Below are 13,748 nucleotides of genomic sequence, written 5' to 3'. Positions count from 1 at the left end.
TCACGCGTCGATCTGGCCGCGCGCGTATTTCCGGACCTGCTCGTAGCCGAGGAAGCCGCCCTGTGCGTCGACCCGCACGCAGTACGTGGCCATCAGGCTGGTGGTGTCCGGAACCCGTTCCAGCTCAAGCACTTCGACCAGCAGCTTCCATCCGTCGCCGTCCCGGGTGAACGCCGACACGGATTCGATGTCCTTTTCGGTCAGCTCCTCGAACACCGCACGCGCGTCGCGCATGAGCCCGGCAGGAGACCGGCTGTTTTCAGCCATCACGCCTCCGGCCGTCGTCGCGTCCACTCTCGTCAGGCCGATGAAACATGTGGAGTCGGCTACCCCGGGTGCTCCGGCCAAAACTGCCTACTCGCCAGGAACATCGAAATTGCGCCGAACAGCGCAGCGCCGCCCCACCAGTCAGCGCAGAATCGAACGCTCAGTAGCGGACCGCGCGCGAAGCGCTCTGTTCCCAACGGAAAGCGCCGTCTGTCCAAGAAGGACACACCAGGGCCGTCCGCAGTGGATCGCGGACGGTCACGAAATCACCACCGCCACCGCATTCCGTGAATTCCGGCCCCCTGCCCGGTTCGGATCACGTGCGCGGGCACGCCGGGCCGCAACCGGACCTCGGCGGTCTCCTGCTCCGGCCCGGACGGCGAATCCTGCCGGTAGGCCACGCATTCCGCGGGCAGCGCCGCGGGATCGAAATGCACTTCCAGCAGGTGTTCCGCGATCGGCAGCCGGAACCGCCGGTCGTAGCGCGAATCCGGTTCCTCGTCGCGGAACGCGAACCGGTACTCGACGATCCCCGTCTCGCCCGGCGCCAGCGGATGGTCGAGGACCAGTTCCGTCACCGAGAACGCCTGTTCCGGCGTCGTCCGCACGACGCCGGGCCGGCAGTACCGCGCCGACACCAGCGCCGGCGACTGCCCGGGCGTGAACCCGCGCAGCGCGACGATGCGCACGAACGCCGGTTCGTCCAGCGCCCGCAGCACTTCCCGCACGCGGAGACCGCGCATCCGTCCCGCGGCGTCGACGTGCAGGGTTTCGTGCACGCTGACCGATTCCGGCGAAGAGTCCTCGAACGAGTTCAGCACCATCGGAAGCAGGCTGCGGTTCTCCCACAACCGGTCCCAGCGCGCCGCGCGCGGGGCCGGGGCGCCGGTGCGCGGCCGGTCCAGCAGCGCGCGCAGCGCCCCCGGCGGGACATCCAGGACCGGCTCGAGCAAAGCGAGTGCCCGCAACGATTCCGGCCGTTCCGGACGGCTGCGCCCGGTGCGCCAGGAACTGAGCGTGGTCGTGCTGACCGGCACGCCCGAGGCCGCGAGCCGTTCGCGCAGCCGCGCCAGCCCGAGGCCGCTGCGCTCGATCGCCAGCGTCAGGGCGCGCTCGAAGGGCCCCTCGGCCAGTGCCTTGGCCAGCCGCTCCCCGCCCGGAGCCGGGGCGAACAACCGCATTTCGCCTCTCCTGGAAAAAACGGACCGGTCGAGACGGATTCTCGGCATCCGTTCACCGGTTGGCAACCCGCCGAAAGTCGCGTCGCCGCCGCTTGCCCGCCACCGGCGGTTCGGCGGATTCCGCCGCCCGGCCGCGCTGCTTACGTTCGGAAGCGTCCCCATCGGAAACTGTCCCCAAGGAGCGACATGCGCGCACTCACCCGGGCCCTCGCCGTGCTGACCGGTTCCTGCGCGGTGCTCGGCGCGTTCGCCGTGACCCCCGCGTCCGCGAGCCCCGCGGCCCCCGCCGCCCAGCCGTCGATCATCGGCGGCAGCACCGCGCAGAACCCCGGCTACATCACGCGCTTCAACGGCCACGCGAACGGCTACACCTTCTTCTGCACCAGCACCCTGATCGGCAGCCGCTGGGTCCTCACCGCGAAGCACTGCATGTACGACAACAACGGACAGCGCCTCACCGACATCGACCTGTACATCGGTTCCAACAGCGCCAGCGGCGGCGTGCACGCCAAGGCCGCCTCCACCTACGTCTACTCCGGCGGCGACCTGGCGCTGATCAAGCTGAACACCGACGGCGGCAGCACGTACGCCCGCCTCGCCAGCAGCTCCGACGACGCGCAGGAAGGCGACAGCGCCACCGTGTACGGCTGGGGCGCGACGCAGAGCACCGACGAGGGCCACCACCAGTCGAGCGTGCTGAAGAAGGCCGAGGTGACGATCTCGAACACCCAGGACAGCGACAACTCCGGCGGACCGGCCATCACCGCGAGCACCCCGAACGGCGCGGTGGCCGGCGGCGACTCGGGCGGCCCGATGGTCGACGGCGGGATCCAGGTCGGGGTGTGCTCCACCAGCGACCGCTCCAGCGTCACCACCTACGGCAGCGTGGCCGCCGGGCGGGACTGGATTCAGCAGGTCTCCGGGGTCTGATCGCCGCGGGCCCTGGTGCACGTCGTCCGTGAAGGGCTCCTTGAAGGAATCTGATTCCCCCAAGGAGTCCTTCACGGACAGCCCGGTGGCGGGAAAGGCGGGTCAGCTGAGCTTTTCCAGCGCCTTCTCCGCTGATCCGGCGTCCTTCTCCATTCCGCGCCACGGGTCGTCCTTGCGCGCCAGCCGCCGGTGCAGTTTGTCCGGGCCCCAGCCGTTCGGCTCGGCCTTGCCGAGTTCCGTCCAGTCCAGCGGGGTCGCCGAGGCCGCGCCGGGGCGGGCGCGCAGGGAGTACGGGGCCACGAACGTCTGGGCGTAGCCGTTGCGGTTCGCGTCGACGAAGACGCGGTCGCCGCGCCGGTCCTTGCGCTGGGCGGTGGTCAGGTGCTCCGGGTCGGCCGCGGCGATGCGGTCCGCCAAGGCTCGGGAGAGTTCCAGGACCACGTCCGTGGTCGCCGTGGCGTCGAGGGGCGCCACGACGTGGAAGCCGCGGCCGCCGGTGGCCTGGAGGTACGCGGCGAGACCGGCGTCGGCGTAGTGGTCGCGGATGCGGCGGGCGGCGGTGCGCAGGTCGGCGACGTCGGTGCCGTCCGGCGGGTCCAGATCGAGCACCAGCAGGTCCGGCTTCTCCGGCGCGTCCACAGTGGACAGCCAGACGTGGAACTCCACCGTGCCCTGGTCGGCCAGGTACAGCAGGGAATCCTCGTCGTCGCACACGACGTACTCGTCGGTCCCGCCGCCCCGGCGCGGCACGCGTTCGGTGCGCAGCCACGACGGGAAGTGCTCGCCCGGATGCTTCTGGAACCACCCCTCGGACTCGATGCCGTCCGGGTACCGCCGCAGCGTGAGCGGGCGGCCGCGCAGGTGCGGCAGCATCACGGGCGCGACCGTGCGGTAATGCTCGACGACGTCGCCCTTGGTGAGACCGTCGGCGGGGTAGAAAACCTTGTCGGGATGGGAAATCTTCACGGATGCTCCCGGATCACGTCGGACGGCTTCTTGTCCTCGCGCAGGCCGGTGAACCTCGGATGCCGCAACCGGCCGTCGCGGGTCCACTCGGAGAACCCGATCTGGGCGACCAGTTCGGGCCGCACCCACCGCGCACCCGGCTCGCGCACCGGATCGGCGAACGGCGAACCGTCGGCTTCCCGCCGGACCAGTTCGGCGTGCAGCGAGGTCAACAGCCGGTGGTCGAAGCCGGTGCCGACTTTGCCCGCGTACCGCAGCCGCCCCTTCTCGTGGTAGCCCAGCAGCAGCGCGCCGAAACCGATGCGGCTGCCCTGCGGGGCGGTGAACCCGCCGATCACCATCTCCTGCCCCTGCTGGCACTTGAACTTGAGCCAGTCCGGCGAGCGGCCGTGGTGGTACGGCGCGTCGGCGCGTTTCGCGATCACGCCCTCCCAGCCGCGGCGGCACGCCTCCTCGAAGTACTTCTCGCCCTCGGTGTTGCGGTGCGAGGACAGGCGGAGCGGGTCTTTGAAGGTGAAAGCGTCGCGCAGGATGGACTTGCGCTCGCGCAGTGCGAGCGGCGTGGTGTCCTGCTCGTCGTAGTACAGGAGGTCGAAGAGGTAGTAGTACACGCGCACGCCAGTCGCGCGGGCGCGCTCTGGATCGGTCAGGTGGATGCGCGGCTGGAGCGCGGCGAAACTGGTCTGGTCCCCGTCGAACGCGACGATCTCCCCGTCCGCGACGAATCGCGGTCCGCCTTGCGCGGCAAGGGCTTCCACGATCTCCGGGTACGCGTTGTCCATCACCTTGCGGTTGCGGGAGTACAGCGTGGGCGTGCCGCCGTCGCGCACGCAGATCGCGCGTACGCCGTCGAGCTTGCGCTCGTAGATCCAGTCCTCGTCGGAAAAGCGGCGGTCGGTGAGGGTGGCGAGGGTCGGCTCGCGCCAGCCAGGACCAGTCATTCGAGGTCCCGGTTGGTGCGTCCGGTGAGCACGGATTCGAGCTGGGTCTTCGCGGGTTTGCGGCGACGGTCGGCGCCCTCGTCGTCCTTTTTGATCAGCAGCCACTGCTCCTGGCCGGAAGAGTCGCGGCGGATCAGGGAGAAGGCGCCCTTCAGCTTCTCGCCGTGCAGGCAGACCTTGAGGTGGCCGTCTTCGAGGGCTTGTTCGGCCGGGTCTTCGGTGAGCACGTCGAACGAGCCGGTGTCCCACACGATCACGGTGCCGCCGCCGTACTCCTCAGCGGGGATAGTGCCCTCGAACCGGGCATAGTCGAGCGGGTGGTCCTCGGTGCGGATGGCGAGCCGCCGGTCCGAGGGGTTCAGCGACGGGCCCTTCGGCACCGACCACGAGACGAGGACGCCGCCGATCTCCAACCGGAAATCGAAGTGCAGGCTGCTCGCGTCGTGCCGCTGGACGACGAACACCGGTGCGGCGTTCGCGCGGCCCCCGCTCGGCTCCGGGGTCCGGCGCGGGTCGCGTTTGGCGCGGTACGCGGCCAGCCGGTCCTTCGAGGACATCCCACCACCTCCGACCGCCCGAGTGCCCGCGTGCGGGGAGCGCGAAACGTGCGACCTGGCGGCACGACCGGCGGCGCCCGTTTACCGGCGCGGGCAGCGGGTAAGCGGACTCCTGACCCCGATTCCGAGATGTGAGCGCTCCGATGACCGGATTTTTCCCGCCCGGCCAGGGCAACAGCCCCTTCAACCAGTTCCTGTCGCAGTTCTTCGGCCAGGCCGCGCCCGGCCGCCGCGGCTACTCGGTCGACGTGGCGCGCCTGCTCACCGACCAGGCTCGCGGGCTCGTCGCGGAGGCGGCGGACCGCGCGGGCGCGTGGGGCGGGCGGCACGTCGACACCCAGCACCTGCTGTGGGCCGCCACCCAGCTGCCCGCCACCGCGCAGGCGCTGACCCGCGCCGGGGTCGACCCGGCCAAGGTCGCCGGACGCGTCGAACGCGACCACGCCGCCAACGGCGAAACCACGGCGACCGCGCTGGCGCCCGGTGCGAAACGCACGCTGATCGACGCCCACCAGCTCGCCCGCGGCCTCGGCTCCCCGTTCATCGGCCCCGAGCACCTGCTGGCCGCGCTCGCCGCCAACGAGGAGTCCGAAGCGGGCCGCATCCTGCGGGAAGAGGGCGTGACCACCGACCGCCTCCGGCAGGACTCCGCCGCGGACAGCCCGACACCGCTGCAGGACACCCCGACGCTCGCCCAGTACGGCGAAGACCTCACCGCTCGCGCCCGCGAGGGCCGGATCGACCCGGTGATCGGCCGCGACGACGAGATCGAGCAGACCGTCGAGGTGCTGTCCCGCCGAACCAAGAACAACCCCGTGCTGATCGGCGAGGCGGGCGTCGGCAAGACCGCGATCGTCGAAGGCCTCGCGCAGCGGCTCGCCGACGACGACGTGCCCGACATCCTCAGCGGCCGCCACGTCGTGCAGCTCGATCTCACCGCGATGGTCGCCGGCACGCGCTACCGCGGCGATTTCGAGGAGCGGATGTCCGCGCTGCTCAAGGAGATCCGCGAGCACGGCGACCAGCTGATCGTGTTCGTCGACGAGCTGCACACGATCGTCGGCGCCGGCGCGAGCGAGGGCAGCGGCGGCCAGGGCGCCGGGAACATGCTGAAACCGGCGCTCGCGCGCGGCGAGCTGCACATCGTCGGGGCGACCACGCTCGACGAGTACCGCACCGGCATCGAACGCGATCCGGCGCTGGAACGCCGGTTCCAGCCGATCCTGGTGCCCGAGCCGACCGTCGAGGACGCCGTGTCGATCCTGCACGGCCTCCGCGACCGCTACGAAGCCCACCACCAGGTCCACTACACCGACGACGCGCTGCGGGCGGCCGTCGACCTGTCCGACCGGTATCTGACCGAACGGTTCCTGCCGGACAAGGCGATCGACCTGATCGACCAGGCCGGAGCCCGCGTCCGGCTGCGCGCGCGGACCAAGCCCGACGGCCAGCGCGAGCTGCAGGCCAGGCTCGACCAATTGCAGTGCGAGAAGAACCAGGCCGTCGCCGAAGAAGACTTCGAACGCGCGTCCTCGCTCCGCGACGAGGCCGCTGAGGTGCGAAAACGTCTCGAACAGCCCGCCGAACGCCCAGGCGGACCGGTGGAGGTCACCGACGCGGACATCGCCGAGGTCGTCTCCCGGCTGACCGGCGTGCCCGCGGCGCGGCTCACCGAGACCGAGCGGGAGCGCCTGCTCGGCCTGGAGGAGCACCTGCACGACCGCGTGATCGGCCAGGACGACGCCGTGCGCGCGGTCGCCGAGGCGGTGCGGCGGTCCCGCGCCGGGCTCGCGGAGCCCGACCGGCCGTTCGGCAGCTTCCTGTTCCTCGGCCCCACCGGCGTCGGCAAGACCGAACTCGCGCGGGCGCTGGCCGAGGCGCTGTTCGGCGACCAGGACAGCATGGTGCGCATCGACATGAGCGAGTACTCCGAGCGGCACACCGTCAGCAGGCTCATCGGTTCGCCGCCCGGGTACGTCGGGTACGAGGACGCCGGCCAGCTCACCGAGGCGGTGCGGCGCCGTCCGTACTCCGTGGTGCTGCTCGACGAGGTCGAGAAGGCGCATCCGGACCTGTTCAACGTGCTGCTGCAGGTCCTCGACGACGGCCGCCTCACCGACGGCCGCGGCCGCACGGTCAACTTCGCCAACACGGTCCTCATCATGACCAGCAATTTGGGCTCGGACCTCGTCGGCAGCTCGACCCACGGCGCGCTCGGCTTCGTCCAGCCCGCCGACGGCGACGGCGACCAGCTGCGCGAACGCCTCATGCGGCGGCTGCGCGAATCGTTCCGCCCGGAGTTCCTGAACCGGATCGACGAGATCGTCGTCTTCCGCCGCCTGGAAGCCGGCCAGCTCGACCGGATCACGGAACTGCTGCTGGAGCGCACGAAACGGCGGGCGCACGCGCAGGGTCTCACCGTCGAGTTCACACCGGAGGCGGTGCGGCGGATCAGCGAACTGGGCTACGAACCGCAGTTCGGCGCGCGGCCGCTGCGGCGGGCGATCCAGCGGTACGTGGACAACCCGCTGTCGAGCCGGCTGCTGTCCGGCGACGTCGCGCCCGGCACCGCGGTGCGCGTGGACGCGGGCGACGAGGGACTTCGCTTCGACACCTCAGCGACCGCCTGAGGTGCCGCCGCTCCCGGTCGTGTTCGGCGTCGCCGGACTGCTCGCGCTCGCCGCGGCCGTGCTGCCGAAACTGGTCGCCGACCGCCCGTTCTCCACCCCGCTGGTGATGGTGCTCGCCGGGCTGCTGCTCGGCCTGCTGCCGCTGCCCTACCTCGGCGACTGGGCTTCGCCCGCCCGGCACGCGGACGTGGTCGAATCCTTCACCCAGCTCGGCATCGTGCTCGCGCTGGCGGGCGCGGGCCTGTCCGTGGACCGGCCGTTCGGGCTGCGAAGATGGATGTCGCCGTGGCGGCTGCTGTTCGTCGCGATGCCGCTTTCCATCGCCGCGGTTGCCCTGCTCGGCTGGTGGTGGCTCGGACTCGCGCCCGCCGCCGCGCTGCTGCTGGGTTCCGCACTCTCCCCCACCGACCCGGTGCTGGCTGGCGACGTCGGAGTCCCCGACCCCGGCGTGGAGCCGGATCTGGCGCGGGACAACGAGATCCGCTTCACCCTCACCACCGAAGCGGGCCTCAACGACGGTCTCGCGATGCCGTTCGTCCTCGTCGCGCTGCTGCTAGCGGGAACCCACGTGTCGATCGGCACCGATGTGCTGCTGCCGCTGCCGATCGGGGTGCTGGTCGGGCTCGCCCTCGGCCGGCTCCTGGCGTGGGCGTTCTTCCGCATCCCGTCGTCGCGCTTCCGGCTGGCCGAATATTCCGACGGATTGGTGCTGCTGGCGCTGGCCTTCCTGCCGTTCGCGGTGGCGGAACTGCTGCACGGCAACGGTTTCCTCGCCGTGTTCACCGCAGCCGTATGCGTGCGGACCAGTGAGCGTTCGCACGGCTACCACGAGGTTCTGCACACCTTCGGCCGCCAGCTTGAACGGCTTTTCGTCGCCATCACCCTGCTGGGTCTGGGCTTCGCACTCGGCGACGGCCTGCTGCGCGGGACAACCCTGCTCGAAGTCCTCTTCGCGGCCGTCGCGGTGTTCGTTATCCGGCCGCTCACCGGGGTCGGCTCCCTCATCCGCTCCCCCGCCCGCGGACGCGCCGCACTCGCGATCGCGTTCTTCGGCGTGCGCGGCATCGGAACGCTGTACTACCTCGCCTACGGACTCCACCAAGCCAACCTGCCGGGCGCCGACCAGCTGTGGCGGGTGGGCGCGCTGGCCGTGGCCCTTTCCGTGCTGATACACGGGATTCTGGCCGCGCCGGTGATGCGGCGGGTCGAAGAGCGGGGCGCGCACGTGCCGCGGCACCTTCCGGAGGAGACCGGATAGTCCGCTTTCCCGGCCCGGAAAACCGCTTCCCCCATTGGGTTACGGAAATCCCGGTCAGGGAATCGCGACCCGACACGATGGTGGAACGAAGTGGAAGCCGCCCGCTTCGCGCCAGTAGGTTTCCCGACGCACCCCCGGACCGGCACTTCGCCCGACGTGATCGCCCATCCCGCTAGGAGCGCTTCCCATGCTGAACAACCCCGGTTTCGCGCCGGGCACAGTCGCGTCCGCAACCCCCGGCTCGCGCGGAATTCAGCGCACAGAGCACCACTGATCCTTCGCACCCGGCCGGACGCGCAACCGGCCGCGGCGCGAAGTCCGGCAGTTCGCCTCCGCGTCGTCCGCGCCCGTCAGGGCCGGGACCTGCCCGACATTCCCGGGCCGGCCCCGGCGGGCCCCCGACGCGGAGCGACGCCGGCCGGGCGGGACCGGTGCAGCACTGCCCAGGGGCGCACCGGCCCCGTCCGGAGCACGAACCCCGTTTGCCCGGCCGCGATCCCGGATTCGCGGCCCGTTTTCCCGTTCTTCCCGCCGAAACGCGGCGGGTCGTTGTTGGCAAGGAGTTTTCACCAGTGATCAAGCAGCTCGGTTTCGTCGCCACGGCGCTCGCCGCGGGCATGGCCGTCCTCGGCGGATCGGCTTCCGCGGCCGGAGGCACGGCGACGGGCGACCCGGTCGACCAGGTCGGTCTCGGCAACGTGCACAACCTGGACGCAGTGCACAACCTGAACCTCGTCGGCGGCGTGTGCGACAACAACGTCAACGTGCTCGGCGTGCAGGTCCCGGTGCGCGACGTCGCGCAGGGCATCAACGTTCCGGTGCTGTCGCCGGGCGAGAACGAGGCCGCGGGCAAGTCGCCGTACAACTGCGCCTCCGGAACGATCGTCGACGGCGGCTCGGCTCAGGGCCACTGACGCCGGCCTGACAGCGGCCGCCACGGAGCATCTGCCCCGCGGCGGCCGTTTCCGCTGTGCTCAGCCGAGTTGCGGGACGTCGCCCGGGAAACTGATCGGCATCCGGTACAGGCCGCGCGCCTGCCGCCCGCCGTTGAGCCAGCCGTGGAAGTAGATGTTCCCGCCGACCACATCCGCGCCGCCCGGTCCGTCGACAGCACCGCCGAGCCGTTCAGTGGAGAGAAACGGTGCGTCCGCCTTGACAAAGGTGCCCGCGAGAGTCGGAGCGGTGGCGTAACCGGTGTGGTAGCCGGAACTCTGGAACGTGTCGGCAGAGTAGAAAAGCACGTACCGGGAAGGCGTCTTCACCATCGTTGGTGCCTCGACCACGTTCTTCTCCGAGCCGAGGTCCGCGCGCAGCAGTTCGGTGCGGGGACCGGACAGCGATCGTCCGTCCGGGCTCAGCTTCTGCGAAAAGATCGCGGCGGGCGGGCCCGAGGCGGAGCCATTCGCCTTGTACAGCAGGTACCGGGTGCCGTCGGCGTCGAGGAAGGTTTGCGGATCGATATCGCCGCCGTCCTCGGGCACGCACACGAGCGGCGCGTCGCCGTCCGGCCGGTACGGGCCCGCGGGCTGCGCGGAAGTCGCCGTGCCGAGGCACATCGGCCCGTTCGGGAGGCGCGTCGCGGCGAAGTACAGCACGAAGGTGCCGTCCGCCGCCTCGGTGACGTCCGGGGCCCAGAATCCGCCCTCCGGCTTCGCCCACTTCGGCACGGCCGCGAGCGCGTCGCCGACGATCTGCCACGGGCCTTCCGGCGCGGGCGCGCTCGCCACCGGGACCTTGCCGGACCCGGTGGTCGTCGAGAAGGCGAAGTATCCCGAACCGGTCTTGACGACGTCGGGGTCCGGAAAGTCCTGTCCTAGCAGGAGCTGCGGCGCGCTGGCAGCCGACGCGGCCGGACAGTGGGCGAAGCTGAGCAGAACGGCGGCGAGCGCGGCACCGGCCCGGCGTAAGGAACACATGCCCTCGATTGTCTTTGCCCGCTAACGACATCGCCCGCTCGTCGCGGGGTTGCCACTGGGAAGGGTGTACGCCGCGCCTCCCGATCCGGTGAACCGCGCGGAAACCTCCGTCACCCTGGCGTGAAAGGCGGTTTACCTTGCCGGGAAAGGATTTCCCCAGGTTAACTCCGGTTTTTCGCCGCTGCCGAACGAAAGCGCGGGCACCCAGGAGGGCGGATCGCTTTCCGGAGCCGGCAATTCGCGCGGGACCAGGGGTAACGTCAGTCCGGCCCGGCGCAACGCCGGTCGTCCCAGCGCTCGTTCGCGGCTCCACGTCTTTCATTTCGGGCGCTTTCCCTTGGAAAGGAAACGAACTGTCATGTCGATGAAACGGACGTTGCTGTCCGGCTTGATCCTCGCTCCGCTGTGCCTGGCCCTGCCCGGGACCGCCGCGGCCGCCGAGGGCCCCGGCGACACACTGCCGCTCACCACGGGCTGGTGGCCCAACCAGTCCAGCAGCGAGGAGGAGTCGGCCGTGTTCGCGGGGATCGGCGGCGCGGGCGTGCTGCACCACGAGTCCGGCGTCGACGAGTGGGGCAACCGGTGGAGCGAGCACGACGGCAGCCTCGCGGGCATCGGCGGCGCCGCTGTGCTGCACGGGTCGCGGGAAACGAGCGGGGACGTCGTCCGTCCGCTTTGGCCCGCGCAGGACGCGGTGCACACCCAGGCCTCGGCCCCGGTTTCCTCCGCTGTCCGCTCGGCAACCCCGGGCAAGGAGCACGTCGTGACCCCGGTCAAGGCCGCCCCAGCATCGCGGGCCAAGAAAGCCGCGGCGCGGACTGCTGACGCTGCCCCGGTGCGCAAAATCCGCGAGGCATCCCGGGACTGGGGTTCCTCGTATCACGACGAAGCCACGTCAGCCGGTCCGGAAGGGGCCGCCTCGGCGCAGGTGAGCAGCCACGCCGGACGCGACCACGCCTGGTACAGCGCATCGGAGCTCGCCGCGGGCCCGGACGGCGCCACTTCGGCCGGAGTAGCCGCGCTCGCAGTGCCCGGAGCAGTGGGATACCGGACCTGGGACGTCGGGGCCGGTCCGACGGGCGCGTACAGCCACTCGACCGAAGCCGCGGCGGACGTCCGGGAGCCTGACCTCGACTGATCCGTCGAGCACGACCGGAATCACGGCGGAGGGCTGGTGCGAGCGCACCAGCCCTTTGCTGTGCATTACGCACAGTAGTTGCTGATCGGACAAAACAGAACTCAGGACCCTCCGATCGTGAAGTTTCGCCCCCGAAGGAGCTGGGTAACCAGCGCAATTTCCTGACCGGCCGAAAAGACACTCTTCGGAATGCTTTCCCGGAAATTGCGTGCTTTCTCCCCGGACCGCCCGATATTGTCGAGACTGCCGGGAGCGAACCGACCCCGAACCGTTTCGCTCCCGGCACTGGGGATGCGGCATCGGCCGCGCCTGGCGGACATTCCGCCGGAACACACCGGAAGCAGAGGAGATCGTGGTTCAGAATTGCGGCGAGCTTTCCGCTCATTTCGCCGGATCCCGTGGCCACGGCAGTCCTTCTCAGCGTTTTCCGCAGCCATCGGAGGCCGTGCTGGACGGAGCCGCGCGGCCTCGCCCGACGGCCGGTTTCCCTTGCGCCGGGCCGGTTTCCGCCGCGTCCGGTGCATCCGTACTATCGGCAGCGGTTCAGCCAAGAGCCGCGGAAGGACGCGCCCGCGAGGTGCCGTCGCCCTCGGCCGTCCTTCCCCGCTGATGCCCAGCTTTTTTCGCGCGGGCGGACGAACTCCGCCCGCGGACTCGGGGGAGGAATGGACAGTCACCTGATGATCGGCGCCCCGGGCGCCACCTACACCCCGCGCCTGGTCGCCATCGCCGGCGACCGCCTTATCCATCCGGCCGACCCGCGCAACGACCTCGCGCGGATCGTGCTGCGCTGGGAACGGGCGTGGGTCCCGGAAACGTGGGCCGCGCGGCAATACTTTGCGGCCCTTGGCATCGGCGACGACGAAGCGCCGCGCTACACCGACCAGGACGTCACCGGCTGGCTGCTGCTCCAGCCGCGGCCGGGGACGCTCGCCGCGCAAGTGCGCTCGAGCGAACTCGACGTCGCCACCGCTCTCGCGGCGGAAGCGGAGGCCTGGCCCACGCGGTAGCAACGGTTTCCGGAAGCTCTGCGCCGCCGTCCCCGGCGGCGCAGAGCCCTTTCGCGTGCACGGAATATTCTGATCTCCGGAGAATGCGCATATTCCGCTGGGCTCGATGTTTGACCGGCGAGGAGAAGCGAATGTTGTTGGCCCCATTACAATAGCGCTCCCGGATAAACCCGAAAGAGACCTTGCAGCCCGGTCAGCGGATCGGCGGCCGACACGATGGTGGCGAGAGGTGGAAACGACTCCGGAATGCCAGTACGTTTTCCTCATCCGGCCGCGGAGCACACACCTTCATTGCCGCGACCGCTGACGCAATCGTCAGAGTCCGCGATCGGCATCGCCGGTCGCCGAAATTCCCAGAGGAGTTCTGAATGCTGAAGAAGATCGGTCTCGTGTCCGGCGCGATGGCAGCGGGCGCGTTCCTGTTCGGCGGCATCGCGGCCGCCGACACCGCGGACGGCCACCACCACGGGCACCACCACGGCGGACCCGGCCAGGTCGGCCTGGTGAACCTGAACAACACCGACGTGGCGCACAACGTCAACGGCACGCTCGGCCTGTGCGGCAACGACGTGAACGTCCTCGGGGTCCAGGTCCCGGTCCGCAACTCGCTGAACGGCATCGGCGTGCCGATCCTGTCGCCGGGCGAGAACAGCGCCTCCGGCCAGTCCCCGTACAACTGCGCCTCGGGCGCCGTCGTCGACGGCGGCAGCGTCCAGGGCGGCTGAGCCTCCTGCCGAGGCCGCCCGCTGTGTGTGCGGAAAGCAGGCCGAGGCACGGAGTCCGACGGTTCGCGTCAGCGTCCTGAGGTGCGTCCGGAGCACGGAAAGAGCTGCACACTCCAGTTCCGCGCCCCGGACGGCCCCGACGCCCCGCGACGTCGGCACGGGTGGGACCGGTGACCCTGGCTGAGGCAATGCCGGTCCCACCCGGCGTGTTCGACACGGTAACCCACTT

Annotated in this window: 13 protein-coding genes; 7 read left to right on the top strand and 6 right to left on the bottom strand. The window is 70.5% G+C overall.

Annotation, left to right across the window (positions count from 1 at the left end; genetic code table 11):
* Both FKO37_RS18765 and FKO37_RS18760 read right to left on the bottom strand, forming a co-directional pair.
* On the bottom strand, window positions 1-267 hold the full coding sequence (locus FKO37_RS18765) for a gas vesicle protein (protein WP_037818560.1): 267 nt from the start codon (window positions 265-267) through the stop codon (window positions 1-3).
* 266 nt (window positions 268-533) lie between these two features.
* Entirely contained in the window at window positions 534-1,448 is a 915-nt protein-coding gene (locus FKO37_RS18760) for a hypothetical protein (RefSeq protein ID WP_238605257.1), read from the bottom strand.
* Window positions 1,449-1,634: 186 nt separating this feature from the next.
* On the opposite strand from FKO37_RS18760, the gene FKO37_RS18755 reads away from it, so the two are divergent.
* Complete coding sequence (locus FKO37_RS18755; RefSeq protein WP_134667925.1) at window positions 1,635-2,378, top strand: trypsin-like serine protease; 744 nt, start codon at window positions 1,635-1,637, stop codon at window positions 2,376-2,378.
* Between the two features lie 102 nt (window positions 2,379-2,480).
* Here the strand turns inward: FKO37_RS18755 and ligD (FKO37_RS18750) are convergent, their stop codons facing one another.
* From ligD (FKO37_RS18750) to FKO37_RS18740, 3 genes are read right to left on the bottom strand one after another with little or no spacing between them, the layout of a single operon-like run.
* The gene (gene ligD / locus FKO37_RS18750) at window positions 2,481-3,344 is read right to left on the bottom strand and encodes a non-homologous end-joining DNA ligase (protein WP_238605256.1); all 864 of its coding nucleotides are present in this window, start codon (window positions 3,342-3,344) and stop codon (window positions 2,481-2,483) included.
* Window positions 3,341-4,285 carry a non-homologous end-joining DNA ligase gene (gene ligD / locus FKO37_RS18745; RefSeq protein WP_238605255.1) on the bottom strand — a complete coding sequence of 315 codons (945 nt, stop codon included), beginning with the start codon at window positions 4,283-4,285 and terminating at the stop codon, window positions 3,341-3,343. Before ligD (FKO37_RS18745) ends, ligD (FKO37_RS18750) begins: the two co-directional genes overlap by 4 nt.
* The gene (locus tag FKO37_RS18740) at window positions 4,282-4,842 is read right to left on the bottom strand and encodes a DNA polymerase ligase N-terminal domain-containing protein (protein WP_238605254.1); all 561 of its coding nucleotides are present in this window, start codon (window positions 4,840-4,842) and stop codon (window positions 4,282-4,284) included. Before FKO37_RS18740 ends, ligD (FKO37_RS18745) begins: the two co-directional genes overlap by 4 nt.
* Before the next feature lie 143 nt (window positions 4,843-4,985).
* On the opposite strand from FKO37_RS18740, the gene FKO37_RS18735 reads away from it, so the two are divergent.
* The 3 genes from FKO37_RS18735 (at window position 4,986) to FKO37_RS18725 (ending at window position 9,644) form a co-directional block, all read left to right on the top strand.
* On the top strand, window positions 4,986-7,472 hold the full coding sequence (locus FKO37_RS18735) for an ATP-dependent Clp protease ATP-binding subunit (protein WP_238605253.1): 2,487 nt from the start codon (window positions 4,986-4,988) through the stop codon (window positions 7,470-7,472).
* Window position 7,473: 1 nt separating this feature from the next.
* A complete protein-coding gene (locus tag FKO37_RS18730) occupies window positions 7,474-8,730 on the top strand; it encodes a sodium:proton antiporter (RefSeq protein WP_238605252.1) in 1,257 nt (418 codons plus the stop codon).
* A 572-nt stretch (window positions 8,731-9,302) separates the two neighbouring features.
* The gene (locus tag FKO37_RS18725) at window positions 9,303-9,644 is read left to right on the top strand and encodes a hypothetical protein (RefSeq protein ID WP_037818481.1); all 342 of its coding nucleotides are present in this window, start codon (window positions 9,303-9,305) and stop codon (window positions 9,642-9,644) included.
* Window positions 9,645-9,704: 60 nt separating this feature from the next.
* On the opposite strand, the gene FKO37_RS18720 is transcribed toward FKO37_RS18725, so the two are convergent.
* Window positions 9,705-10,646: a glycoside hydrolase family 43 protein gene (locus tag FKO37_RS18720; RefSeq protein WP_238605251.1), complete on the bottom strand. Its 942-nt coding sequence runs from the start codon at window positions 10,644-10,646 to the stop codon at window positions 9,705-9,707.
* 358 nt (window positions 10,647-11,004) lie between these two features.
* Between FKO37_RS18720 and FKO37_RS18715 the strand changes: the two genes are divergently transcribed.
* From FKO37_RS18715 to FKO37_RS18705, 3 genes are all read left to right on the top strand, one after another.
* Window positions 11,005-11,784: a hypothetical protein gene (locus FKO37_RS18715; RefSeq protein ID WP_238605250.1), complete on the top strand. Its 780-nt coding sequence runs from the start codon at window positions 11,005-11,007 to the stop codon at window positions 11,782-11,784.
* Between the two features lie 665 nt (window positions 11,785-12,449).
* Window positions 12,450-12,794, top strand: a complete 345-nt coding sequence (locus FKO37_RS18710; RefSeq protein ID WP_238605249.1) for a hypothetical protein — start codon at window positions 12,450-12,452, stop codon at window positions 12,792-12,794.
* 368 nt (window positions 12,795-13,162) lie between these two features.
* The gene (locus FKO37_RS18705; RefSeq protein ID WP_037818485.1) at window positions 13,163-13,519 is read left to right on the top strand and encodes a hypothetical protein; all 357 of its coding nucleotides are present in this window, start codon (window positions 13,163-13,165) and stop codon (window positions 13,517-13,519) included.
* The last annotated feature ends 229 nt before the right edge of the window (window positions 13,520-13,748 follow it).

It is taken from the genome of Amycolatopsis sp. Poz14, assembly GCF_006704225.1.
Classification (GTDB): domain Bacteria; phylum Actinomycetota; class Actinomycetes; order Mycobacteriales; family Pseudonocardiaceae; genus Amycolatopsis; species Amycolatopsis nivea.
Note: the sequence above shows the minus strand (reverse complement) of the source record. Positions and strands in the feature narration are given on the sequence as shown.